The organism is Stenotrophomonas sp. 112478_Sma (assembly GCF_056479905.1).
The window spans coordinates 1,937,940-1,961,370 of record NZ_CM151072.1 but is presented as its reverse complement, the minus strand read 5'-3'; the positions used below and the strand labels follow the sequence as shown (position 1 = coordinate 1,961,370).

Below are 23,431 nucleotides of genomic sequence, written 5' to 3'. Positions count from 1 at the left end.
CCGTGCAGACCACCGACCACCCGCGTTCTCCCACCCCCACCCCGCCGTCCCCGTCCCGTGACCACAGCATGAAAATCAAACGATTCGTCGCCGCCGACATGCGCTCGGCCATGAACCTGGTGCGCAAGGAACATGGTCCCGATGCTGTGATCCTGTCCAACCGCCGGATCGAGGAAGGCGTCGAGATCGTCGCCGCAGCCAACTATGACGAGAGCGCGGTGCAACGCGCGCTGGAAGCCTCGCGGCGCGACGTGGCTCCGCCGCCGCCGAAACCGCGCACCGCCGCGGATGCAGTGATCGCCGCGGTCACCCGTCGCCGCTCCGCGACACCAGCCCAGCAGCCGGTGACGGCCACCACATCGGCCGTGGCCGCCCTCGCCCGCGCGGCCGTCGGTGCCACCGGCCGCACCCTGGACAGTGCGGACGAGATCGTGCCCACCCGCGGCAGTTCCGGCTTCGCTGCCACCCTGGCGCGTGCCACCGTCAACGATCCGGCACTGCCGGAGCAGATCTTCGCGCCGTTCGCGAGCGCCGTCGTGGCTCCCGCACCGGCGCCCGCCAACCGCGCCCGTTTCCTGATCGACCCGCCGCAGGACGAGCATCACGAATCCCCCGCGCCGGCAGTGCTGCCGCCGCCGCTGCCGATCACCGCTGCGGCCACTGCGCAGGCCGAGTCCGTGCACCCCGAGCCGCCGTACGCGCAGGACGTTGCCGAGACCACGCCAGCCCCTGCCGCTGCCGCTGAAGCGGAGACCGCGCCGGCCCCGGCGCCGCTCCTTGCCCCGGCGCCGGTACTGACGGTGGTTGCACAGGACGATGCCGAGATCCGCCAGCTGCGCCACGAAGTGGCCGGCATGCGCCAGGTCATCGAGCGCGAGATGAACCGCTTCACCGACGAGCGCCTGCGCGGCTGCCCGGTGCGGGCGACCGCCCTGGACCTGATGGACGAGTACGGATTCGATGCCGGGCTGGCCCGCGATGTGGCCATGCAGATACCGCTGGAAACCGAAGCCCACCGGGGCCGCGGGCTGATGCTGGGCCTGATCTCGCGCAGGCTGCCGATCGCGCCGGTCGATCCGCTGGAAGAAGGCGGCGTGATCGCTCTGGTCGGTCCAACCGGGGCCGGCAAGACCACCACCATCGCCAAGCTCGCCTCGCGCTTCGCCGAGAAGCACGCGCCGCGCGATGTGGCCCTGGTCACCACCGACACGCTGCGCATCGGTGCCCGCGAGCAGCTGTACGGCTATGGCCGCCAGCTCGGCATCGCGGTGCATGAAGCCAACAGCGGTACCGACCTGGACCAGCTGCTGGAGCGCCTGAAGGACTACAAGCTGGTGCTGATCGATACCGCCGGCCTGGGCCCGCGCGACCGCGCCCTGGCCGCCCAGCTGCAGTGGCTGCGTGCCGCCCGCCAGGTCCGCACCCTGCTGGTGTTGCCGGCCAATACCAGCTTCGGCGACATGGACGAGGTGGTGCGCCGCTTCGGCGCGGCCAACCTGCAGGGCCTGGTGCTGAGCAAGCTGGATGAGACCGGCCGCTTCGGCAACGCCCTGTCGGTCGCGGTGGACCACGCGCTGCCGATCACCTGGGTGACCGATGGCCAGGACGTTCCGGACGACCTGCACCGGGCCAGCGCGGCCAATCTCGTACTTCGCCTTGAAGATTTGCGCCGAGCGGCCGATATGCCCTGCAACCCGGAGTTGAACCATGCCGTCGCGTGAGTACGCCAAGCTGACCAAGACCTTCCCGCTGTCGGCCACCCGCAGCGAGCCGCTCGGCCCTGTGCGCACCATCGCCGTGACCGGTGGCAAGGGCGGCGTCGGCAAGACCAACGTCTCGGCCAACCTGGCCGTGGCGCTGGCCGGCATGGGCAAGCGCACGCTGCTGCTCGACGCCGACCTGGGCCTGGCCAACATCGACGTGATCCTGGGCCTGAATCCCACCCACACCCTGGCGGATCTGGTCGCCGGCCGCTGCTCGCTGGAAGACGTGATCGTCGAAGGTCCGAACGGCGTGCTGGTGGTGCCGGCCGCGTCCGGTCGGCGGCACATGGCCGAGCTGGCCCCGGCCGAGCACATCGGCCTGGTGAACGTGTTCTCCGAACTGGAACGCGAGCTGGACATCATGGTGGTGGACACCGCCGCCGGCATCACCGACGGCGTACTGACCTTCTGCCAGGCCGCACAGGACACCGTTGTCGTGGTCTGCGACGAGCCGGCCTCGATCACCGACGCCTACGCACTGATCAAGGTGCTGTCGCGCGAGCGCGGCGTGGACCGCATCCAGGTGGTGGCCAACATGGTGCGCGACCCCAACGAGGGCCGCGTACTGTATGAAAAGCTGACCCGGGTCTGCGAGAAGTTCCTTGCCGATGTCTCGCTGAACTACCTGGGCTGCGTGCCGCAGGATGACTGGCTGCGCCTGTCGGTGCAGCGCCAGCAGCCGGTGGTGAAGGCCTATCCATCCAGCCCGGCGGCGCTGGCGATCACCGAGATCGCCCGTCGCACCGCCCGCTGGCAGGCCCCCACCGAGCCACGCGGTGGCGTTGAATTCTTCCTCGAGCGCATCCTCAAGCAACGCGGGGTGGCAGCATGAAAGGCGCGGCCCAGTACAGGGAAGTCCAGCGCTCGGCGGCGACCGAGGTCATCGCCCAGCACTCGGACCTGGTGCGGCGCATCGCCCATCACCTGGCCGCACGCCTGCCGGCCAGCGTCGAAGTGGACGACCTGATCCAGGCCGGCATGATGGGCCTGATCGAAGCCTCGCGCAGCTACGACGCCGACCAGGGTGCCTCGTTCGAGACCTATGCCTCGATCCGCATCCGCGGCTCGATGATCGACGAGATCCGCCGCGGCGACTGGGTACCGCGCTCGGTGCATCGGCGCGCCCGCGATGCGGCCGCCACCATCCGCCGCCTGGAGCAGACCACGGGCCGTGCAGCCAGTGCCACCGAGGTGGCGGCGGCCATGGACATGCCACTGCCCGAATACCTGCGGCTGATGGAGGACGCCTCGCGCGGCCAGGTGCTGAGCCTGGAATCGCGCATCGAAGACCAGGGCGAACTGGACACCGTCGCCCAGGGCGGACCGACACCGCAGCAGGTCCTGGAACGTGGCGAGTTCGGCCGCGAACTGGGCAAGGCCATCGGCCATCTGCCCGAGCGCGAACAGCTGGTGCTCTCGCTGTACTACGAGCAGGAGCTGAACCTGAAGGAGATCGGCGCGGTGCTCGGCGTGAGCGAATCGCGCGTCTGCCAGATCCACGGCCAGGCCGTGCTGCGCCTGCGCGGCCGGCTGAAGATCTTCGAGGCCGCGGATGCCGGGCTTGAAGAATGAACATGCCTGCGGCGGCCACGGCCACCGCGGGCGACTGAACAACAAAGGAACTCCGCTTTGAACAAGAACATGCGCATCCTGATCGTCGACGACTTCTCGACCATGCGCCGCATCGTCAAGAATCTGCTGGGCGATCTGGGCTTCACCAACACCGCCGAAGCCGAGGACGGGCATGCCGCACTGTCGATGCTGCAGAGCCAGCCGTTCGACTTCGTGGTCACCGACTGGAACATGCCGGTGATGACCGGCATCGAGCTGCTCAAGGCGATCCGCGCCGATGCCAAGCTCAAGACCCTGCCGGTCCTGATGGTCACCGCCGAGGCCAAGCGCGAGCAGATCATCGAAGCGGCGCAGAGCGGCGTGAACGGCTACATCATCAAGCCGTTCACCGCGCAGACGCTGGAAGAGAAACTGGGCAAGATCTTCGAACGCCTGGCGGCCAGCGCCTGATGGACGCCACGGTCGACAAGAACGCCCTCGCCCTGCGCCTGCAGGAAGCCCTCGACGCGCTCGAATCCGGCGACGAGAGCGCCTGGCGCCAGCGCATCGACGCCCTGGTGGCCGCACGCACGCAGCCGATGATGAGCGGCCTGTCACGGCTGGCCCGCGAACTGGGCCAGGCCCTGGGCGAACTGCCGACCGTCCCCAGCGAGGCGGGCGAGCTGGACGACGCCTGCGCGCGCCTGGACCATGTGGTGGCGATGACCGAACAGGCCACGCACCGCACCCTGGACCTGGCCGAAGAGTGCCGCAGCCTCACCGAACAGCTGCGCGCCGAAGGCCTGCAGCCGGGGCAGGATGCGCAGCTGGAACGCATCCGCCACAACCTGACCGAGATTGCCCTGACCCAGAGCTATCAGGACCTGACCGGACAGATCATCCGTCGCGTGGTCGGCATCGTCCGCCGCGTGCACGAAGGCTTTGGCGCGCTGGGCCTGCCACCGGAGCAGCATCGCACCGATCCGGCGCTGGCCGGACCGGCACTGAAGGGACTGGACCGCCACGCGGTCTCTCAGAACGACGCCGACGACCTGTTGTCGGACCTGGGACTGTAAGCATGAGCGCGGTATCCGACGACATCACCGCCGATTTCATCATCGAGGCACAGGAAATCCTGGATCGCCTCGGCGAACAGCTGGTGTCGCTGGAACAGGCGCCGCAGGACGCCGACCAGCTCAACGCCGTGTTCCGTGGCTATCACACGCTCAAGGGCGGCGCCGGCTTCCTCGGCATCACCGCCATGGTCGAGCTGTGCCATGCCGCCGAAGAGGCACTGGGCGCCGCCCGCGCTGGCCAGGCGGTGCTGCAGCCGCATCACTTCGATGCCGCACAGCAATCACTGGACTACCTGCAATCGATGCTGGATGCCGTGTCTTCCGGCAACGAACCCGGCTATGCCCCGCCGGACCTGATCGCCCAGTTCGACGTGCACGGCGCTGCTGCGCCGGCCGCCGCCGCTCCCGCAGCAGCCGCGCCCGCTGCCGGTGACCTGATCACCGACGACGAGTTCGAGGCCCTGCTCGATCAGCTGCACGGCAGCAACGCCCCCACCGCGGTGGCGACGCCGGCCAAGGCCGACGATGGCCTGATCAGCGAGGATGAGTTCGAAGCCCTGCTGGACCAGCTGCACGGCGGCGCCGCCCCCGGCGCCAAACCCGTGGCTGCTCCGCCGGCGCCTGCGCCTGCACTGCCCGCACCGCGCCCCGCGGCCGCCGCTGCCAAGCCCGCGGCCAACAAGCCGGTGGCCGAGGCCGAGCACACCGTGCGCGTGGATACCAAGCGGCTGGATGCGATCGTCAACCTGATCGGCGAGCTGGTGCTGTCGCGCAACCGGCTCAAGACCCTGCGTGCGCGCCTGCGCGACGAGGAACTGGACCGCGCCGTGTCGACCCTGGACATCGCCACCGCGCGCCTGCAGTCGGCAGTGATGCGCACGCGCATGCAACCGGTCGGCAAGGTGTTCTCGCGCTTCCCCAAGGTCGCCCGCGATGTCGCCCGCTCGCTGAAGAAGGAAGTGGACCTGGAGCTGGTCGGCGCCGAAACCGAGCTTGACCGCAACCTGGTCGAGGCCCTGGCCGACCCGCTGGTGCACCTGGTCCGCAACGCCATCGACCACGGTGTGGAGATGCCCGATCTGCGCGAAGCACAGGGCAAACCACGCATGGGCCACGTGCGTCTGTCGGCCCAGCAGGAAGGCGACTACGTCAGCATCGAGGTGCAGGACGATGGCGCCGGCATCGATCCGGAAAAACTGCGCGCGAAAGCACGCGAAAAGGGCTTGATCGACCCGGAGGCGGCGGCCCGGCTGAGCAGCGAGGAATGCCTGCACCTGGTGTTCCTGCCCGGCTTCTCCACCAAGCAGCAGGTGACCGACATCTCCGGCCGCGGCGTCGGCATGGATGTGGTGCAGTCGCGCATCCGCGAGCTCAGTGGGCAGATCCAGATCCAGTCGGAACTGGGCCGGGGCAGCCGCTTCCTGATCCGCGTGCCGCTGACCCTGGCGATCCTGCCAACCCTGCTGGTGCAGGCCGGCGAGGACGTCTATGCGCTGCCGCTGGCGCGCGTGATGGAAGTGCTGCATGCACCGCGCACCTCGCTGGGCTGGTTCGATGGCCGGGCGGTGCTGGATCGTCGCTCGCACACCCTGCCGCTGGTCGATCTGCGCCAGTGGCTGGATGTGACGCCCGCCGCCTCGGCGCTGCTCACCATCGTGGTGCTGCAGGCCGGCGAGGCGCGCTTCGGCCTGGTCGTGGACCAGGTCCGTGGGCGCGAGGAAGTGGTCATCAAGCCATTGCCGAAGGCCCTGCGCGGCCTGCGCGGCTACGCCGGTGCGACGCTGATCGGTGATGGCCGGATGGCCCTCATCCTCGACGTGGATGGCCTGCGATGACGCTCGCCGGGCATGGCCCGGCGCTACCGGAAACGGCCTCGCGCGATAGCGCCGGGCCATGCCCGGCGAACCAGAAACTGTGACTACCGTCTGTACGCGATCGACCGGTGTCTCAAGTCCCATTCACACACGCCGATACCGGACCCATGGATAGACTCAGCCTCATCGGACTCTTTCTCGCCCTGGCCTCGCTGGTCGGCGGCAGCATCCTCAAGGGCGCCGGACTGGCGTCCCTGTGGTCGCCTGCGGCGTTCGTGATCGTCATCGTCGGCACCATCGCCGCGATCCTGCTGCACACCGCACCCGCCGTATTCAGGCATGCCTTCCGGATCGTGCGCTGGGTCGTGCGCCCGCCGCACAGCGATCGTCGCGAGCTGATCCAGCAGATCGTCGAGTGGAGCAACATCGCCCGCCGCCAGGGCCTGCTGGGCCTGGAAGCGCAGGTGGAAGCGCAGCAGGATCCGTTCCTGCGCAAAGGCCTGCAGCTGCTGGTCGACGGCGTCGAGCCCGAATCGATCCGGCACATGCTGGAGATCGAGCTGGGCAGCCAGGAACACCGTGACCAGGCCGCTGCCAAGGTCTTCGAGGGCATGGGCATCTATGCGCCGACGCTGGGCATCATCGGTGCGGTGCTGGGCCTGATCGCCGTCATGAAGAACCTGGCCGACCCCAGCAAGCTGGGGCATGGCATCGCCGCCGCCTTCACCGCCACCATCTACGGCATCGCGTCGGCCAACCTGCTGTTCCTGCCGATCGCCGCCAAGCTGAAGGGGGTGATCGCCCACAACAGCCGCGACCGCGAGATGGTCATCGAAGGCCTGATCTCGATCGCGCAGGGCGAGAACCCGCGGAACATCGAAACCAACCTGTCCGGCTTCCTGCACTGACATGGCCCGCCGCAGACACCACGAAGAGCACGCCAACCATGAAGCATGGGCGATCCCCTATGCCGATCTGATGACGCTGCTGCTGGCCTTCTTCGTGGTGATGTATGCGATCTCCTCGATCAACGAAGGCAAGTACCGGATCATGGCCGATGCGCTCACCGATGCCTTTGGTGGCGCGCCGCGCACCATCAATCCGGTGCAGGTCGGCAACAAGCAGGTGCAGGGGGGCGGCTGGGACAGTCCTTCGGTGATCAAGTCCGGCACCAAGATCGGCCCGTCCGCACCGGCACCCTCGCACGACCCTACCCTGCTGCCGGCCATGGCCTCGCAGATGCGCATGCCGGTCTCGGTGCACGACCAGCAGCAGATCGCCCGTGCCGAGCGCCAGCTCAGCAGCATCGCCGACCGGTTGACCGCCGCGCTGTCGCCGCTGATCGAGCGCGGCATGATCAGCGTGCGCCGCACCGAGTTGTGGATCGAAGTGGAGATCAACAGCGACATCCTGTTCCCGACCGGCTCGGCGGCGCTGGACGTGCACGCGCGCGGGACGCTGTCCAGCCTGGCCGGTGTGCTGCGCGACGTACCCAACAGCGTGCGGGTGGAAGGCCACACCGACAATGTGCCGATCGCCACCGCCACCTTCCCCTCCAACTGGGAACTGTCGGCCGCGCGGGCCGCCAGCGTGGTCCACCTGTTCGCCAACCAGGGCCTGCAGCCTTCGCGTCTGGCCATGGTCGGCTACGGCCAGTTCCGCCCGCGCGAGGACAACGACAGTGCGCAGGGTCGCAACCGCAACCGCAGGGTGATGGTCATCATCCTGGCCGACACCTCGCACTCGGTCGACCCGCTGGGCCAGCGCCTGAACGCCGCCAACGGCGCGGCCGACCCGTCCGCCGGGCCTGCGGCAACGCCCGCCACAGTGCCCTCCCCGTCCCCCATCGCACCGGTGCAGTTGCCACCGGTGCCGGCTGGCAGCCGTGTCGGCGCCGCCGCTCCCCCGGCAATGAAGGAGTAAACCCATGCGCATCTGGGCAGTCGCCAACCAGAAGGGCGGAGTCGGCAAGACGACGACCACCCTGGCCCTCGGCCGCAACCTGGCCACGCAGGGCCATCGCGTGCTGCTGATCGATCTTGATCCCCACGCCTCGCTCAGCCGCGCCTTCGGCGTGCCGGTGGACCCGCCACCGACCGGCGTACTTGAGCTGTTCGGCGCACCTCCGGCCGAGCTGTCCAGCCTTTGCCACACCAGCAGCGTCAGCGGCCTGGACTACGTCTGTGCACAGCCGGCACTGGCCACGCTGGAGCGCCGCAGCGCCAACCAGCCGGGCCTTGGCCTGGCGCTGCAGAACGCGCTGGCACGGCACCAGGGCCAGCACGACTACATCCTGCTGGACTGCGCGCCCACACTCGGCCTGCTGATGATCAATGCGCTCGCGGCAGCGGACCGCCTGATCATTCCGACGCAGGCCGAGCCGCTGGCACTGCACGGGCTGGACGGCATGGTGCGCACCGGTGAGATGGTCGAGCGCTCGCGCCGGCGCCCGCTGCCGATCTCGATCCTGCCCACCCTGTTCGACCGCCGCACCCGCACCGGCAACGAATCACTGCGCAGCATGCAGGACCGTCACGGCGCACGCGTCTGGGAGGATGCGATTCCGATCGACACGCGGGTCAGCAACGCGGCCGGCCTGACCCTGCCGAGCGTCGGCGAGGACTATCCCGGCCGCGGGCTCGCGGCCTACCGTCGCGCGCTGAACTGGATCCTTGGCGAGGATGCGCGCGCGCTGGAGCAAGCCGCATGAACACCACCGGTGTGCTGGACGACTATCTGGACGAGCTGCTGGGCGAAGCGATCGCCCCGGTGGCGGCCAGCCCCGATGCAGGCAACACGGCGCTTCCGGCGGCGATCGCCGAACGCGAGCCGACCTGGGACGACCTGCCGGCAGAGGTCATCTACGAAACCGGCAGCAGCGACGTGGTGCCCGTGGATGACGCCGCTCTGGCGGCCGCCTTCGAGGCCGCCAGCCAGTCCTCTGCACCGGCATCTGCCGAACGCCAGCCGACCTGGGACGATCTGCCCGATGAGGTGATCTACGAGACCGACGGCGCGGAAAGCCCGTTGCTGGCCCACACCGACAGCCCCGCGCTGCAGGCTGCCTTCGAGGCCGCCGCCAGCGGCGAAGGGGTGGATCCGGTGGCGCCCGCGCGGATCGTGCCCCCGGCACCCGCCGCTGCGCCGCCGGTAGCGGCTGCACCGCCGCGTGTCGCCCTCGAAGCACCCGCCGCCAGCCGCCCTGCCAGCTGGCAGGAACTGCAGGCGCAGGCCCATCGACCCGCCAACAGCCCGCATCCGCAGCACCGCCGCGCGAACGAGCGCACCTCGCGCTGGCTGCGGATGCGCTGTGGCAGCCAGGCCTATGCACTGGAACTGCTGAAAGTGCAGGAAGTGGTACTGCCGGTACCCCTGCTGCCGCTGCGCGGCACTGCGCCGGCGATGCTGGGGATCATGAACCTGCGCGGCCAGGTGGTGCCCGTGATGGACCTTGGGCTGCACCTGGGCGCAGCGGCGGCCGAGGACGACGCACAGACCCGCATCGTGGTGCTGGAGGAAGACGGCGAGACCATCGGCCTGCGCGTCTCGGCCGTGGAAGACGTCGCCAATCTCACTGATTCGCAGATCGAGCCACCGGATACCGCCCGCATCTGCCAGATCTCCAACGACCTCTTCCGTGGTGTGGCCCGCGTCAGCCAACGGCCGATGATCCTGCTCGACGCCACCCGCCTGCTCAACTGAGGCGGGGTCCACGCGTTGCCCGGGCCCGTCGGAACGGGCACGCAGGGCCTCACCGCCCCCTAAAGAACCCCTGGCGGGTGCCGATATGGATGACGGAACCGTTTGTCCGGAGCAACGATGAGCACTGTCGAACTGGGTGAGGATCTCGGCATCGAGACCAGCACCGAGCTCAAGAACCGCCTCGCCCCGCTGGTAGCGCAGGTTGGCGAGCTGACCCTGGATGCAAGCCAGGTCGGCCGCGTCCACACCGCCGCCGTGCAGGTGCTGTGTGCATTCGTGCAGGCACGCCGCGAGGCGGGCCTGGACACCGGCTTCCACGGTTGCACTGCAACCTTCCGTGACGCCGCGCGCCTGCTGGGCGTCACCCAGGCCCTGGGCCTGGACGTACCCCATGACAACCTGAAATCTGTGGAGAACGCTGCATGAGCGCACGTATCTTGGTGGTGGACGATTCGGCGTCGATGCGCCAGATGGTGTCCTTCGCCCTCACCTCGGCCGGTTTTGCCGTCGAAGAAGCTGAAGACGGCGCGGTCGCGCTCGGCCGCGCGAAGGGACAGCGCTTCAACGCGGTGGTCACCGACGTCAACATGCCGAACATGGACGGCATCGCGCTGATCCGCGAGCTGCGCCAGCTGCCGGACTACAAGTTCACGCCGCTGCTGATGCTGACCACCGAGTCCGCCGCCGACAAGAAGTCCGAAGGCAAGGCCGCCGGCGCCACCGGCTGGCTGGTCAAGCCGTTCAACCCGGAACAGCTGGTCGCCACCGTGCAGAAAGTGCTGGGCTGATCGCCCCGCACCGTTCCCCTTCTTCGCTTCCGGATCACCACTGCATGAGCATGGACCTGCAACGCTTCCACGCCACCTTCTTCGAAGAGAGCCGCGAAGGCCTCGACGCGATGGAGGCCGGCCTGCTGGCCCTGGAGTCGGGGCAGCAGGACGCGGAGATCATCAACTCGGTGTTCCGCGCCGCCCACTCCATCAAGGGCGGTGCCGGTACGTTCGGCTTCGATGCCATCGCCGCGCTCACCCACGTACTGGAAACGCTGCTGGACGAGCTGCGCGCCGGCAAGCGCGCGCTGGAAGGCCACGCGGTCGATGCGATGCTGTCGTCCGTGGATGTGCTGCGCGCCCTGCTGCGCGAGGCCGAGCACGGCCAGGCGGCCGATCCGGCGGCCGTCGCCGCGGTGAAGGCGCGGCTGGAGGCAGTGCTGTCCGGCCAGCCGGCAGCCAGCGCCCCGGCCGCGGCTGCCGCCGCAGCACCGGTGGACGATACGCCCGAAGCCTGGCAGATCGGCTTCACCCCCGCGCCCTCACTGTTCATGAGCGGCAATGATCCGCTGCGCATCATCCGCGAACTGGAACATCTCGGCTCGCTGCAGGTCGCTGCGCGGCTCGAACGCCTGCCCGGCTTCGCCCAGCTTGACCCTCTCGAAGCCCATCTTGCGTGGGACCTCGGCCTGGTCGGCAAGGTGCCGCGCAGCAAGATCGAAGACACCTTTGCGTGGGTGCTGGACGACTGCGAACTGGACATCCGTCCGGCCGCGCCGCCGAGCCTGGCCACCCGCGCCCCCGATACAACAGCCAACGCCCCTTCCACGCCCGTTGCTGCAGTACCCCCCGTTGCCGCCGCCCCTGCCGCCAGTGGCACCCCTGGCACCAGCCAGGATGCGGAAACCTCGATCCGCGTCAGTGTCGACAAGGTGGACGCGCTGATCAATCTGGTCGGTGAACTGGTCATCACCCAGGCCATGCTCAAGCAGGTCTCGCATGCGCTGGATCCGGTGCTTGCCGAGAGCCTGTTCGCCGGCCTGGATCAGCTCGAACGCAACACCCGCGACCTGCAGGAAGCCGTCATCGGCGTGCGCATGCTGCCGGTCGACGCCGTGTTCCGCCGCTTCCCGCGCCTGGTCCGCGACCTCTCCACCCGCCTCGGCAAGCAGGTCCGCCTGCGCACCATCGGTGAAGGCACCGAACTGGACAAGGGCCTGATCGAGAAGATCGCCGATCCGCTCGTCCACCTGGTCCGCAACTCCATCGACCACGGGCTGGAAATGCCGGACGTGCGCAAGGGCGCAGGCAAGGACGAGACCGGCACCATCACCCTGGCGGCGTCGCACCAGGGAGGCCACATCGTCATCGAAGTCAGCGACGACGGACGCGGCCTGGATCGCGCCAGGATCCTCGCCAAGGCGGCCGAACGCGGCCTGAGCGTGCCCGACAATCCCACCGACTCGCAGGTCTGGGACCTGATCTTCCAGCCGGGCTTCTCCACCGCCGACGCCGTCACCGATCTCTCCGGGCGCGGCGTGGGCATGGACGTCGTCCGTCGCAACATCCAGGCGCTGGGCGGTGAAGTACAGATCGAAAGCAGCCTGGGCACTGGAACGCGTACCCTGATCCGGCTGCCGCTGACCCTGGCCATCCTCGACGGCATGACCGTGGCGGTGGCGGGCGAGACGTTGATCCTGCCGCTGGCCTATGTGCTGGAAGCCCTGCAGCCGCAGCCGGAGGACATCCGCAGCATGGCCGGCGAAGGGCGCGTGCTGCGCGTGCGTGGCGAGTACCTGCCGATCCTGTCCCTCAGCGAGTACTACGGGTACGGCGCCCGCATGCCCGGCAGCGAATCGCTGGTGGTGGTGGTGGAAGGCGACGGGCAGAAGATCGCACTGGAAGTGGACGAACTGGTCGGTCAGCAGCAGGTCGTGGTCAAGAACATCGAGAACAACTACCGGCGTATCGGCGGCGTGTCCGGCGCCACCATCCTCGGCGATGGCCGCGTTGCACTGATCGTCGACATCGGTGGGCTGGTGCGCTCGCTGCGCGTGCCGCAGGCCGCCTGAGTCCGAGCGCAGGTGATCCAGGGCCGCCGCCCCACACGGGCGGCGGCTTTCGTTTGTGTGCAGCCCGGTAGCAAGGCGAGTGTGCGCCTCCCGCTCCATTTCGTGAACTCCGTCGGCCCACGGCGCCGCAGGAAACCACCCGCGTGCAGGCCGGAACACGGCCCCTGCAACGCGTCCGCGCCGCCGTCCCTACGCATCCGGATGTGACGCCCATCCATAAAGTCCGCCGGCCGTGCGCCGCTATCTCGCAGTGACAGTCGTGACCGGACTCGCATCGGCTCCGATTCACGCTGCACTCCCCGGCCGGCACGCACGCCCGCCACTCTGCCCACCTGGAGCACCTGCATGAAGTGGTTCCACGATCTGCCCATCGCCCGCAAGCTGGCCGTGGGGTTCACCCTCACCACCCTGATGACCCTGCTGCTGGGTGCGTTCGCACTGTTGCGCCTGAGCCAGGCCAACGACCAGCTGGGGGCGATGGCCAGCAACGATATTCCGTCGGTGCAGCATCTGGGCGAAGCCCGCTCGCAGCTTGGTGAATTCCGCACCTACGAGCTGGCCCAGCTGACCATGCTGGACCAACCGGACAAGGTGGCCGACTACAACAAGCGCATGGACGCCACCGCCAAAGCCGTACGCGATGAACTGGCGGCCTATGCCGCCTTACCGGCCCAGGACAAGGAACGCGAACTGTATCGCGCCGCCTCGGCGCAGGTGGATCGCTACTTCGCCGCCAACAAGGCCATGCGTGACGCAGTGGCCGCCGGCGACGGCATCATGGCGCAGCAGATTTCCGACGAGCAGTCGCGCCCGGCACGGCGTGAACTGTTCGACGCCCTGAAGACACTGGGTGCCCACATCGCCGGCCTGATGGACGCGCGGATCGCCGATGCCAACGCCACGCATCGCGCCAGCATGATCGCCATCATCGGCTGCATCGTACTGCTGTCGTTGCTGGCCGCCGCGCTGGCCACGGTCATCTCGCGGGCCGTGACCGGTCCGCTCGGCAAGGCCGTGCAGGCCATCCAGGCAGTCGCCCGCGGTGACCTGAGCGTCAGCACCCGCGCCACCAGCAACGACGAGGCCGGCCAGATGCTGTCCGCCACCGCGGAAATGACCGCAATGCTGCGCCGTTTCTCCGAGCAGACACAGCTGATGGCGCAGATGCATGCCGGACCGGATATCAGCCATCGCATCCCGGAAGACTTCCCGGGTGTCTACGGCCAGCTCGCCAGCGGCATCAATACGGTCATTTTCGAGCACCTGGACGCGATCCGCGATGCGATCGACGTACTCAACCAGTATGCCGTCGGCAATCTCGCACCGGACGCGCGCCGCCTGCCCGGCAGCCGCGCCATCCTGCATGAGTCGATGGATGCGGCCAAGTCCAGCCTGCTGGCGATCAATACGCAGATCCAGCAGCTCGCGGCCGCAGCCGCCGCGGGCGACTTCAGCCAGCGCGGCGACGCACAGCGCTTCCAGCATGATTTCAAGGTGATGATCGATCACCTGAACACCATGATGGAAGTCGCCGACAGCAATCTCGGCCAGTTCTCGCAGCTGCTGCAGTCGATCGCTGCCGGGGACCTCACCGCGCGCATGGACGGGCAGTTCAACGGCGTGTTCGCACGGATGCGTGACGATGCCAATGCCACCGTCACCCAGCTGACCCGCATCGTTGGCCAGATCCAGGCCAGCGCCTCCAGCATCACCCTGGCCGCCGGCGAAATCGCCTCGGGCAACAACGACCTGTCGCGCCGTACCGAACAGCAGGCCGCCAACCTGGAAGAAACCGCCGCCTCGATGGAGGAGCTGACCTCCACCGTGCGCCAGAATGCCGAGCACGCCCGCCAGGCCAACCAGCTCGCCATCGGTGCCCATGGCGTCGCCTCCCAGGGCGGCGAAGTGGTCGGCCAAGTGGTCACCACCATGTCCGCCATCGAAGCCTCCTCGAAGAAGATCGCCGAGATCATCAGCGTCATCGACGGCATCGCCTTCCAGACCAACATCCTGGCCCTCAACGCCGCGGTCGAGGCCGCCCGTGCCGGTGAACAGGGCCGCGGCTTTGCGGTGGTCGCCAGCGAAGTACGCACCCTCGCCCAGCGTTCGGCCGCTGCCGCCAAGGAGATCAAGGGCCTGATCGATGACTCGGTGGGCAAGGTCGCCGATGGTTCTGCGCTGGTGCACAAGGCCGGCGCCACCATGGGCGAGATCGTTGCCTCGGTGCAGCGCGTAACCGACATCATGGCCGAGATTTCCGCGGCCTCGCAGGAACAGAGCGCCGGCATCGAGCAGGTCAACCAGACCGTGGTGCAGATGGACGAGACCACCCAGCAGAACGCCGCGCTGGTGGAGGAAGCCACCGCCGCTGCGCGGGCAATGGAGGAACAGGCTGTGCAGCTGGGTGAGGCCGTGGCCCGCTTCCGCCTGGAGTCACAGAACGAAGCACCGCTACCGGCGGTGGTCGTGGCGGCGCAGCGCAGAACGCCAGCGGCAGCTCCAGCGGCCAGGCCGGCCCCCCAGCGCGTCGCACGCGCCGCGGCGGCGCAGCCGGCGCTGGCACTCGACGGCGACTGGCAGGAGTTCTGACCGCATCGGAACTGGGACGCGTCGGATTCCTGCACACTGGCAGGGATCCGGCCCTCGACCGGCCCGGTCTGATCGCCGTGACTCCTCGCCGGTCGTCGCAACGCATCACAGTTCCAGCGTTGCCCCGGCCAACTGATTGAATTTTTCTTCAGGTTCAGCCGCCGCTCGCCGCTAACGGGACACGGTCCTACGCGAGCCAGCGATGCCAGCCAGCAACGACCCCGACCCGATACCGGTACAGCGTGGGCGAATGCTGGCCGGCGTGCTGCTGCTCGCTGCGTGGCTGGGATGGACCCTCGCCGCGCTCTGGGCGCAGGCCGATGCTTCACAGCCACCGGCCGGCCGCTGGCGCGCCGCGGACGTGCTGGCGCAGCTGTCGCCCGCCGTGCTTGCCGCCAGCCACCAGCATCCCCTGCTGCTGCGGCAGTCCATCGTGTGTGGCTGCGCCCCACCGGCGCGCACACCCGACGGCATCGACCTGCGGGAGGCCCGCACGCCGCTGCCCTTCGAATGGTTGGTGCTGTACCAGCAGCGCCTTGTCTATGCCGGGCCCTCCCTTCTCGACGCGGGCTGCGGCGGCCGTCCGCTCGCAGCCGCTCCACTGGTTGCGGGGCTGCTGCGCAATGCACAGGCGCCCGTGATCCTTTCCCATCATTGCCCATGCCACAAGGAGTAGCGCATGCATGCCTCCACCCGTAATACCGCCGCGCCGACCGGTCAGCCGACACCGCCTTACCTGCGCACGCTGGCCGCGGGTGCCGACCGCCTGTTCCTGCTGGTCAGTGCAGGGCTGGTCCTGGCCTCGCTGGCACTGGCCGTGCGCCATGGTCAATGGACACCGTGGCTGCTGGTCGCACTGCCTGCGCTGCTGGTCAGCGCGGTGCAGGTCCACCTGCAACCCGGCAGCCGCCTCAGCCGCTGCACGACAGCGCTGGCGTGGATGGTGCTGTCGGCCACCTTGATCCACCAGACGCACGGACAGCTGGAGACCCACTTCACGGTCATCGTGCTGATCGCACTGCTGCTGTACTACCGCGACTGGCTGCCGATCGTGGTGGCCGCCGTGGCGATCGCCGTGCATCACGTGCTGTTCTTCGCCCTGCAGACGCGCGGCCTGCCGTACCCGGTATTCGCCGCCGGCAGTGGTCTGGGCGTGCTGGTCCTGCACGCTCTGTACGTCACCATCGAGGCCGGCCTGCTGTCGGTGATGGCCGTCCAGATGCGCCGCCAGCTTCTGCTGCTCGGCCACGACCCGCAGCAACTGGCACACCTGGCACGCGGCCTGGCCGACGACCAGCCCCTGCCCGAGGCGCTGCATGCCAGCCAGTTCCCGCAGGACTCGCTGGCCGCCGCCCTGGTCCAGGCCAGCACCCGGCTGCTGCAGCGCCGCCAGCGCGAGCTGGCGGCCAGTGGCGAATCGCTGCGCATCCGCAGCGCGCTGGACGATGTCACCACCAACGTGATGATCGCCGACCGTGACCGCAACATCGTCTTCGTCAACCGTCCACTGCAGAAAATGCTGGCCGCCGCCGAAGCCGACCTGCGCCGTGACCTGCCGCAGTTCAGCGCCGCCGACCTGCTGGGCCGCAACATCGACATCTTCCACCGCAATCCGGCCCACCAGGCCACCCTGCTCGACCGCCTCACCGGCACCTACCGCACGCAGATCCGCGTCGGCGGCCGGGCCCTGCAGCTGATCGTCAATCCGATCATCGGCGACGACGAACAGCGCCAGGGATTCGTGGTGGAGTGGGCCGACCGCACAGCCGAGATCGAGGTCGAAGAAGAACTCGGCCATATCGTCGATGCCGCAGCGCAGGGCGACTTCAGCGGCCGCGTAGGAACCGCCGGCAAGGAAGGCTTCTTCCTGCAGCTGGCGGAACGCCTCAACGGCCTGCTGGATGCCAACGCACGCAGCATCGAGCAGATCTCGCAGCTGCTGTCCTCGCTCTCGCGCGGCGACCTCACCGTGCAGATGCAGGGCGACTTCCACGGCGTTTACGCCCGCATCCGCGACGATGCCAACACCACCATCGCCGAGCTGACCCGCATCGTCGGCAGCATCCAGGCAGCCTCCAGCCGCCTCACTGGCGCTGCCGCCGGACTGGCGCAGGGCAATGGCCACCTGGCCAGCCGTACCGAACAGCAGGCGGCCAGCCTGGAGGAAACCGCCGCCACCATGGAGGAGTTGACCGCGACCGTGCGCCAGAACGCGGGACATGCGCGGCAGGCCAACCAGCTGGCCACCGATGCGGCCGACATCGCCGGCGAAGGGCATACGGTCGTCGGCCAGGTGGTCACCACCATGTCCGCCATTGAAGCCTCCTCGAAGAAGATCGCCGAGATCATCAGCGTCATCGACGGCATCGCCTTCCAGACCAACATCCTGGCCCTCAATGCCGCGGTCGAAGCCGCCCGTGCCGGTGAGCAGGGCCGCGGCTTTGCCGTGGTCGCCAGCGAAGTGCGCACCCTCGCCCAACGCTCGGCGGGTGCTGCCAAGGAGATCAAGGGCCTGATCGACGCCTCTGTCGGCAAGGTCAGCGATGGCGCCGCACTGGTGCAACAGGCCGGCAGCACCATGCAGCGGGTCGTGGCCGCGGTGCAGCAGGTGAACCAGATCATGGGCGAGATCTCCTCCGCCTCGCAGGAACAGAGCATGGGCATCGAGCAGGTGAACCAGAGCATCGCGCAGATGGACGCCAGCACCCGCCAGAACGCCACGCTGGTGGAGGCGTCCACCGCGGCCACCCACGGCATGGCCGAACAGGCACAGCTGCTGGCGGCCGCGGTAGCGCGCTTCCACCTGCACGGAGGGGACGACAATCCGGCGGTGATGCAGCGTGTGCGGCAGATCGCCGGTATCGAGGAATGATGCCTTCGGCCCATTCCTTCGATCCCGGCCCGGCCGATGGAAGGTGATGAAACTCACACTTCATAATCCGGCGCGGTGGCCGATATCCCCATCGAGCCACGCGCCGGCGCGCGCAGGCGCCCGCCCCTGACCACAGATTCCATGTCCGACGGCAACGACACAGCAGTGCACGATGTCCATGCGGCCGACGCCGCGGATGAACGCTTCCTGGTCCGTAATCCGCGCCAGCTGCGGCAGCTGCTGCGCTCGCTGATCGAGCAGCGCTCCCTGATAAACGCGCATATCGACGGCCGCGATCGCTCGTTCCCGACCGCGCTGTTGGAACTGGACGAGGACGAGGACGTGCTGCTGATCGATGGCAGCCCGCAGGAGGCGTCCAACCGGGCAGCCGAGCAGGCCGATCATGTGCTGTGTTTCGCCCAGCTTGAGCGCGTGCTGGTGCGCTTCCGTCTGCAGGGGCTGCAGCGCGTGGACAACGACGGCCACGTCGCCTTCCGCGCTGCGCTGCCAGAGGAACTGATGCATCTGCAGCGGCGCGAACTGTACCGGCTGGAGACCCCCATCACCGACTCGCCCCAGCTGCTGCTGCCGGCTGCGGACGGACGCCCCGAGGCGTTGTCGATGCGCGTGGTGGACATCAGCGGCGGTGGCCTTGCCGTCGCGGTGCCCAGCGACTGCGCCGTGTTCGGCCTGCAGCAGCGCTACGCGGCGGTGCTGTCGCTGTCGGATGGGCCGGATCTGGATATCGAACTGGTGGTCTGCAACCTGCTGCCGCAGCGCCAGCCCAACGGAACCGAAATCAAGCGCGTGGGGATGCGCTTCGACAGTCTGCCTCGCGGTGGCGACAGCGCCATCCAGCGCTACATCTTCCGGATCGACCGCCAGCGCAAGGCACGCCGGAACGGAGAGATGTAACTGGCGCCGGCCGTGGCCTGGCGCCATCCGGTCCTCACCAGCCGGGGAGGTCCTGTCACGGCCCTGCCTAAAGTCCCCCCGCGCGGGGCCGATATCGAGCCTGACACCGGGACTTCCGGCAGAACCAGGACCCCTCGATGAACGACCAGACCCGCTCCGCCGCCAGCGCCGGCGGCGAATTCCTCAGCTTCACGCTCGGCGCCGAGCATTACGGCGTGGATATCCTCAAGGTGCAGGAAATCCGCGGCTACGATGCCGTCACCCGGGTGCCGGACGCACCGGATTACATCAAGGGCGTAATCAACCTGCGCGGAACCATCGTGCCGGTGATCGACCTGCGCCTGAAGCTGCGCCTGGAGAACGCGCGCTACGACGCCTTTACCGTGATGATCGTGCTCAATGTCGATGACCGTGTGGTCGGCATCGTGGTGGACAGCGTCTCGGACGTCATCCCGCTGTCGTCCGAACAGATCCGCCCGACCCCTGAATTCGGCGCTGCGGTCGATACCCGGTTCATCTCGGGCATCGGCACCCAGGACGACCGCATGCTGATCCTGCTGGACATCGAGACCCTGCTGGACAGCGCGGACATGGGCCAGCCGGCCCTGCTCGAGGACGCCGCCGCCTGAGTCTGCGTACCGCTTCACGTTGCTGTCACGAAACCCTTCAGTTCCCTGCGGCGGTGCCGATAGGGGGACAGAGGCCGGCCGCGCGGGAACGCGTACCACCGGCAAAAAACCATCACCCTCCCGGAGAACCACCCCGATGAAGTCCCTGCTCGCGCTCGTTTCGGCTGCCGCCCTGGCCACCACCGCGTCGTCCGCCCTCGCCCAGTCCTCGGACATGATCCCGCCGGAACTGGCCCCGCGCTCGGTGGGCAAGGACGGCATGGTCTGCGGCAAGGTCGAGAAGGCCCGCTTCGCCGAAGGTTCCGAAGGCCAGCCGACGTTCCTGTACATGGGCGGCGCCTTCCCGCGCCACACCTTCTCGGCGCGCATCGCCGGTGAAAACCGCAGCAAGTTCTCGTTCCCGCTGGAAACGCTGGAAGGCAAGACCGTGTGCGTGATCGGCAAGATCCAGCGTGATGCCTCGCGCGCCGAGATCGAAGTCAGCTCGCCGGCCGGCCTGAAGCTGGCCAACATCAAGTAATCCGCTGTCCGTCGCAGTCACGCCGGTCCTGGTGCCGGCGTGGCCGCCGCCGCAACCGGGCCCGATGCCCGTGCGCGTCTGCCTTAGGAGATCGCAACGCCCATGCCTTGGATCAACAACCTGAAACTGATGCCGAAGCTGATGGTGACCTTCGGCGTCATCCTGCTGGTGATGCTGCTGCAGGGCATCGTCGCCTATCGTGGCCTGCATTCGCTGAACAACGTCACCACCGAGTTGGCCGGTTCGCGCATGGAAAGCATCCGCCTGGCCGGCGAGATGCGCGGCATGCTCGGCGAGTACCGCAACAGTGCCTACCAGCAGCTGATCCGTGCCAGCGATGACGTCAAGGCCGACGCGCGCAAGCAGGCTGCCGCGCTGCGTACCAGCATGGACAGTTCCATCAAGGACTATCCGAAGCTGGTGGACAACGCCCAGCAGAAGAAGCTGTTCGACACCTTCGCCAAGGACTGGAAGGACGCCCTGGCCTCCTACGACAGCGTCACCGAGATGCTGGAACTGGACCTGCCGGACGACGCCATCGATACCTTCGTCGGCGAGACCCGCACCAAGCACCGCAAGGCCGCCGCGGCGCTGGAAGCCCTGATTGCCGAAGACAACCGCCTCGCACGCGCCTCGCGCGAACAGGCCGAATCCACCTATGCCGCTTCGTCCGTCCTGACCGTGATCGCCCTGCTGGGTGGCGCCGCACTCGGCCTGGTGCTGGTGTGGCTGTTCGCCCGCGCCCTCGTCGGCAGCGTGCGTGGTGCCGTATCGGTGGCCAATGATGTCGCCGGCGGCAAGCTCGACGGTCACATCGATGTCAGCCGCCAGGATGAAGTGGGCGAACTGATGCAGGCCATGCAGCGCATGCAGCGTGATCTGCGTGAGCGCATCGAGACCGACCAGGCCATAGCCCGCGAGAACCTGCGCATCCGGACCGCGCTGGATTACAGTTCGACCGGCGTCTACCTGACCGATGCCAACAACACCATCGTCTACAGCAACCGTGCCCTGCAGCAGACGTTGAGCCAGTACCAGGACGATGTGCGCCGCGACCTGCCTGACTTCGATGCGCAGGACTCGCTGATCGGCAAGCCGGTCACGGTGCTGGAACACCGTGGCGAGATGGACCCGTCCCTGCTGGCGAACCTCAAGCAGCACGGCGTGGCCCGCCGCCCGATGCAGTACGGCGATGCCCAGTTCGCCCAGGTCGTGTCGACCATCCGCAACGAGGACGGCGACACCGTCGGCTGCGTGGTGGAATGGCGTGACCGTACCCAGGAAGCGCAGGTCGAGGCCGAAGTGGCCCGGGTGATCGCCCGCGCCGCCGCCGGCGACCTGTCCGGCCGGATCGAAACCAGCGACAAGGAAGGCTTCTTCCTGCAGCTGGCCCAGCAGATCAACGGCCTGCTCGACGCCAACGCCGGCAGCATCGAACAGATTTCCGGCCTGCTCGCCGCGCTGTCGCAGGGTGACCTCACCGTGCGCATGCATGGCGACTACCAGGGCGTATTCGCTCGCATGCGTGACGATGCCAATGCCACTGCCGCGCAGCTGAGCGAGATCGTCACCCGCATCAAGCAGTCCAGCCGGGCAATCAGTACTGCCGCCGGCGAGATCGCCTCCGGCAACAACGACCTGTCGCGCCGTACCGAACAGCAGGCCGCCAACCTGGAAGAAACCGCCGCCTCGATGGAGGAACTGACCTCCACCGTGCGCCAGAACGCCGAGCACGCCCGCCAGGCCAACCAGCTCGCCATCGGTGCCCATGGCGTCGCCTCCCAGGGCGGCGAAGTCGTCGGCCAGGTGGTCACCACCATGTCCGCCATCGAAGCCTCCTCGAAGAAGATCGCCGAGATCATCAGCGTCATCGACGGCATCGCCTTCCAGACCAACATCCTGGCCCTCAACGCCGCGGTCGAGGCCGCCCGTGCCGGTGAACAGGGCCGCGGCTTTGCGGTGGTCGCCAGCGAAGTACGCACCCTCGCCCAGCGCTCGGCCGCCGCCGCCAAGGAGATCAAGGGCCTGATCGATGACTCGGTGGGCAAGGTCGCCGATGGTTCTGCGCTGGTGCACAAGGCCGGGGCCACCATGGGCGAGATCGTTGCCTCGGTGCAGCGCGTAACCGACATCATGGCCGAGATTTCCGCGGCCTCGCAGGAACAGAGCGCCGGCATCGAGCAGGTCAACCAGACCGTGGTGCAGATGGACGAGACCACCCAGCAGAATGCCGCGCTGGTGGAGGAAGCCACCGCCGCTGCGCGGGCCATGGAGGAACAGGCAGGCCATCTGAGTGAAGCGGTGTCCATCTTCGTGCTCGATGAAGCCGAAACCGTGGTCGCGCCCCGCGTCGCCGCCCCCGCCCCGCGCACCGCTGCACCCGCCGCCCCGGCGCCGGCTGCACCGCCGGCCCGCCGCAGCAGCGGCGGTCGCCCGATGGCCGCGGAACTGGCCGACGGAGACTGGCAGGAGTTCTGATTCCTGCCTGACCTGACGCACGACAACGCCCTGGCCCTGCGCCGGGGCGTTTTCGTTTACGGGGTATCTGATTGTCCAGCCAACGGCGAAGCCCCTCGGGGTGGCCGCGGAGAGCTGCGGATTTCCTTCGTTTGGGCCGGGAGGGTGGGTTGCGCAGGGCACGCCGTGAATACGTCCCTGTAGGCTCGGGCGCGCCATCCATGGCGCTTACGCCCCTGCGCAACCCACCCTCCCGGCCACAGACAGTTTCCGTGCGCGTCCACCCCGGATTGAAGAAAGAAGAGCAAGAGCAAGAGCAACAGCTGCATCGCTTCCGGGGTCAGATCTGTGTTCCGCGGGAAAACGGATCTGACCCCTCTTTCCACTTGGAAACCCAACGCCTTCGCCGTCCGTCGAAGTGAAGCCCTGGCGGGGTGGGTCGGGGTGGGCAGGCAGGACCGTTGGCGCCATGGATGGCGCCATCGAGCCCCCATGGATGGGTTCACGGCGTGTCCTGCCTGCCCACCCCGACCCGGCCAATCCATGACACCCCATCGCCATGACCTGCCGTTGCCGTTGCCGTTGCCGTCGCTTCAAAAGCCTGCCGCAGGCAGCGCCGCAGCCGCCGCTGCAAGGAAACCTGAATGCGTTCCGGCACTCCACCTCAATCCCGCGCGCCCGCGGCCGATAACGGGGGTGTC

The 23,431-nt window shown here is 68.2% G+C and carries 20 protein-coding genes; all 20 read left to right on the top strand.

The window, feature by feature from the left end:
- Nucleotides 1-68: 68 nt before the first annotated feature.
- Nucleotides 69-1,721 (top strand): flagellar biosynthesis GTPase FlhF, encoded by a 1,653-nt coding sequence (flhF, locus tag ACZK08_RS09135; RefSeq protein ID WP_065183039.1) that lies wholly within the window; start codon nucleotides 69-71, stop codon nucleotides 1,719-1,721.
- Nucleotides 1,708-2,595: a MinD/ParA family ATP-binding protein gene (locus ACZK08_RS09130; protein ID WP_053520065.1), complete on the top strand. Its 888-nt coding sequence runs from the start codon at nucleotides 1,708-1,710 to the stop codon at nucleotides 2,593-2,595. The genes flhF and ACZK08_RS09130 overlap by 14 nt, the downstream gene beginning before the upstream one ends.
- Entirely contained in the window at nucleotides 2,592-3,335 is a 744-nt protein-coding gene (locus ACZK08_RS09125; RefSeq protein ID WP_053520064.1) for an RNA polymerase sigma factor FliA, read from the top strand. Before ACZK08_RS09130 ends, ACZK08_RS09125 begins: the two co-directional genes overlap by 4 nt.
- Before the next feature lie 57 nt (nucleotides 3,336-3,392).
- Complete coding sequence (gene cheY / locus ACZK08_RS09120) at nucleotides 3,393-3,785, top strand: chemotaxis response regulator CheY (RefSeq protein WP_053520063.1); 393 nt, start codon at nucleotides 3,393-3,395, stop codon at nucleotides 3,783-3,785.
- Nucleotides 3,785-4,390 (top strand): protein phosphatase CheZ, encoded by a 606-nt coding sequence (locus tag ACZK08_RS09115; protein WP_053520062.1) that lies wholly within the window; start codon nucleotides 3,785-3,787, stop codon nucleotides 4,388-4,390. The genes cheY and ACZK08_RS09115 overlap by 1 nt, the downstream gene beginning before the upstream one ends.
- A gap of 2 nt (nucleotides 4,391-4,392) precedes the next feature.
- The gene (locus ACZK08_RS09110; protein ID WP_065183038.1) at nucleotides 4,393-6,225 is read left to right on the top strand and encodes a chemotaxis protein CheA; all 1,833 of its coding nucleotides are present in this window, start codon (nucleotides 4,393-4,395) and stop codon (nucleotides 6,223-6,225) included.
- A 146-nt stretch (nucleotides 6,226-6,371) separates the two neighbouring features.
- Nucleotides 6,372-7,112, top strand: a complete 741-nt coding sequence (locus ACZK08_RS09105) for a flagellar motor protein (protein ID WP_053520060.1) — start codon at nucleotides 6,372-6,374, stop codon at nucleotides 7,110-7,112.
- Between the two features lies 1 nt (nucleotide 7,113).
- Complete coding sequence (gene motD / locus ACZK08_RS09100; RefSeq protein WP_065183037.1) at nucleotides 7,114-8,127, top strand: flagellar motor protein MotD; 1,014 nt, start codon at nucleotides 7,114-7,116, stop codon at nucleotides 8,125-8,127.
- Between the two features lie 4 nt (nucleotides 8,128-8,131).
- Nucleotides 8,132-8,914 carry a ParA family protein gene (locus ACZK08_RS09095; protein WP_065176153.1) on the top strand — a complete coding sequence of 261 codons (783 nt, stop codon included), beginning with the start codon at nucleotides 8,132-8,134 and terminating at the stop codon, nucleotides 8,912-8,914.
- Nucleotides 8,911-9,906, top strand: coding sequence for a chemotaxis protein CheW (locus ACZK08_RS09090; RefSeq protein WP_065176152.1), 996 nt, complete (start codon nucleotides 8,911-8,913; stop codon nucleotides 9,904-9,906). The genes ACZK08_RS09095 and ACZK08_RS09090 overlap by 4 nt, the downstream gene beginning before the upstream one ends.
- A gap of 117 nt (nucleotides 9,907-10,023) precedes the next feature.
- Nucleotides 10,024-10,332: an STAS domain-containing protein gene (locus ACZK08_RS09085; RefSeq protein ID WP_053520056.1), complete on the top strand. Its 309-nt coding sequence runs from the start codon at nucleotides 10,024-10,026 to the stop codon at nucleotides 10,330-10,332.
- Nucleotides 10,329-10,694 carry a response regulator gene (locus ACZK08_RS09080; RefSeq protein ID WP_005409521.1) on the top strand — a complete coding sequence of 122 codons (366 nt, stop codon included), beginning with the start codon at nucleotides 10,329-10,331 and terminating at the stop codon, nucleotides 10,692-10,694. The genes ACZK08_RS09085 and ACZK08_RS09080 overlap by 4 nt, the downstream gene beginning before the upstream one ends.
- A 44-nt stretch (nucleotides 10,695-10,738) precedes the next feature.
- The gene (locus tag ACZK08_RS09075; RefSeq protein WP_053520424.1) at nucleotides 10,739-12,748 is read left to right on the top strand and encodes a chemotaxis protein CheA; all 2,010 of its coding nucleotides are present in this window, start codon (nucleotides 10,739-10,741) and stop codon (nucleotides 12,746-12,748) included.
- Between the two features lie 345 nt (nucleotides 12,749-13,093).
- A complete protein-coding gene (locus tag ACZK08_RS09070; RefSeq protein WP_065183036.1) occupies nucleotides 13,094-15,337 on the top strand; it encodes a methyl-accepting chemotaxis protein in 2,244 nt (747 codons plus the stop codon).
- A 202-nt stretch (nucleotides 15,338-15,539) separates the two neighbouring features.
- Entirely contained in the window at nucleotides 15,540-16,013 is a 474-nt protein-coding gene (locus ACZK08_RS09065) for a hypothetical protein (RefSeq protein ID WP_128990761.1), read from the top strand.
- Nucleotides 16,014-16,016: 3 nt separating this feature from the next.
- Complete coding sequence (locus tag ACZK08_RS09060; protein WP_065183035.1) at nucleotides 16,017-18,209, top strand: methyl-accepting chemotaxis protein; 2,193 nt, start codon at nucleotides 16,017-16,019, stop codon at nucleotides 18,207-18,209.
- Between the two features lie 141 nt (nucleotides 18,210-18,350).
- Nucleotides 18,351-19,124, top strand: coding sequence for a flagellar brake protein (locus tag ACZK08_RS09055; RefSeq protein ID WP_053520423.1), 774 nt, complete (start codon nucleotides 18,351-18,353; stop codon nucleotides 19,122-19,124).
- Nucleotides 19,125-19,261: 137 nt separating this feature from the next.
- Complete coding sequence (locus tag ACZK08_RS09050) at nucleotides 19,262-19,753, top strand: chemotaxis protein CheW (protein WP_053520422.1); 492 nt, start codon at nucleotides 19,262-19,264, stop codon at nucleotides 19,751-19,753.
- Nucleotides 19,754-19,889: 136 nt separating this feature from the next.
- On the top strand, nucleotides 19,890-20,273 hold the full coding sequence (locus tag ACZK08_RS09045; RefSeq protein WP_053520421.1) for a hypothetical protein: 384 nt from the start codon (nucleotides 19,890-19,892) through the stop codon (nucleotides 20,271-20,273).
- A gap of 102 nt (nucleotides 20,274-20,375) precedes the next feature.
- A complete protein-coding gene (locus ACZK08_RS09040) occupies nucleotides 20,376-22,751 on the top strand; it encodes a methyl-accepting chemotaxis protein (RefSeq protein ID WP_164153061.1) in 2,376 nt (791 codons plus the stop codon).
- Nucleotides 22,752-23,431: the final 680 nt, after the last annotated feature.

Bases quoted from the DNA above. Each gene is read 5' to 3' on its own strand.
- flhF (WP_065183039.1), top strand. From the start codon at position 69: ATGAAAATCAAACGATTCGTCGCCGCCGACATGCGCTCGGCCATGAAC.
- ACZK08_RS09130 (WP_053520065.1), top strand. From the start codon at position 1,708: ATGCCGTCGCGTGAGTACGCCAAGCTGACCAAGACCTTCCCGCTGTCG.
- ACZK08_RS09125 (WP_053520064.1), top strand. From the start codon at position 2,592: ATGAAAGGCGCGGCCCAGTACAGGGAAGTCCAGCGCTCGGCGGCGACC.
- ACZK08_RS09115 (WP_053520062.1), top strand. From the start codon at position 3,785: ATGGACGCCACGGTCGACAAGAACGCCCTCGCCCTGCGCCTGCAGGAA.
- ACZK08_RS09110 (WP_065183038.1), top strand. From the start codon at position 4,393: ATGAGCGCGGTATCCGACGACATCACCGCCGATTTCATCATCGAGGCA.
- ACZK08_RS09105 (WP_053520060.1), top strand. From the start codon at position 6,372: ATGGATAGACTCAGCCTCATCGGACTCTTTCTCGCCCTGGCCTCGCTG.
- motD (WP_065183037.1), top strand. From the start codon at position 7,114: ATGGCCCGCCGCAGACACCACGAAGAGCACGCCAACCATGAAGCATGG.
- ACZK08_RS09095 (WP_065176153.1), top strand. From the start codon at position 8,132: ATGCGCATCTGGGCAGTCGCCAACCAGAAGGGCGGAGTCGGCAAGACG.
- ACZK08_RS09090 (WP_065176152.1), top strand. From the start codon at position 8,911: ATGAACACCACCGGTGTGCTGGACGACTATCTGGACGAGCTGCTGGGC.
- ACZK08_RS09085 (WP_053520056.1), top strand. From the start codon at position 10,024: ATGAGCACTGTCGAACTGGGTGAGGATCTCGGCATCGAGACCAGCACC.
- ACZK08_RS09080 (WP_005409521.1), top strand. From the start codon at position 10,329: ATGAGCGCACGTATCTTGGTGGTGGACGATTCGGCGTCGATGCGCCAG.
- ACZK08_RS09075 (WP_053520424.1), top strand. From the start codon at position 10,739: ATGAGCATGGACCTGCAACGCTTCCACGCCACCTTCTTCGAAGAGAGC.
- ACZK08_RS09070 (WP_065183036.1), top strand. From the start codon at position 13,094: ATGAAGTGGTTCCACGATCTGCCCATCGCCCGCAAGCTGGCCGTGGGG.
- ACZK08_RS09065 (WP_128990761.1), top strand. From the start codon at position 15,540: ATGCCAGCCAGCAACGACCCCGACCCGATACCGGTACAGCGTGGGCGA.
- ACZK08_RS09060 (WP_065183035.1), top strand. From the start codon at position 16,017: ATGCATGCCTCCACCCGTAATACCGCCGCGCCGACCGGTCAGCCGACA.
- ACZK08_RS09055 (WP_053520423.1), top strand. From the start codon at position 18,351: ATGTCCGACGGCAACGACACAGCAGTGCACGATGTCCATGCGGCCGAC.
- ACZK08_RS09050 (WP_053520422.1), top strand. From the start codon at position 19,262: ATGAACGACCAGACCCGCTCCGCCGCCAGCGCCGGCGGCGAATTCCTC.
- ACZK08_RS09045 (WP_053520421.1), top strand. From the start codon at position 19,890: ATGAAGTCCCTGCTCGCGCTCGTTTCGGCTGCCGCCCTGGCCACCACC.
- ACZK08_RS09040 (WP_164153061.1), top strand. From the start codon at position 20,376: ATGCCTTGGATCAACAACCTGAAACTGATGCCGAAGCTGATGGTGACC.